At 45.9% G+C, this 516-nt stretch carries 1 pseudogene; it reads right to left on the bottom strand.

Features of this window, described 5'->3' with window-relative positions:
• Positions 1 to 516 (bottom strand): annotated as a pseudogene (locus ACFINM_RS09965) (filamentous hemagglutinin); the annotation flags it as partial.

Genomic DNA, 516 nt, shown 5'->3' with positions numbered 1-516 from the left:
CCTTCTTCTAAGAGTTGAGTTGCCATTTCACGGTTTTCATGGACGATTTGTTCCAGCTTGCCTGCATCGAGCTGTTGTACACCCTTATGGGCGCTAGCAGTATCCCGATTAAGGGAGGGCTATGGCTTGCTCAACATCTTGCCCTGTTAATGCCTTCTGCCCTGCTTCATCAGTAATGACGATAGTGCCATTGCTGATAGCGGATTTGGTATATCCTTCCTCTGAATCTTTAGCTTTTGAATGATCTAAGACATTTTTAGCAATGTTTTTCCCGACACCATATTTGCCCTGATACATCGGACCACCCGCTGAAATGCTTAAACCTTGACTGCTGGCTTGCGCATGCGCACTGTTGCTGATATCACTGGTACTAATGCTTCCTGTGGTCAGGCTGTTTTTTTCTGCCGGCGCGGTGCTTTCAATAATACCTCCGGTCAGCGTTGTTTTATCTTTAACGTTGATCTTAAAACCACCATCACCCGCTTTGATGCCTGATTGCTCCACAACACTATGATA

The sequence above is a fragment of the Bartonella sp. AA168HLJHH genome, assembly GCF_042197365.1.
In the GTDB taxonomy this organism is placed as follows: Bacteria; Pseudomonadota; Alphaproteobacteria; order Rhizobiales; family Rhizobiaceae; genus Bartonella.
Note: the sequence above shows the minus strand (reverse complement) of the source record. Positions and strands in the feature narration are given on the sequence as shown.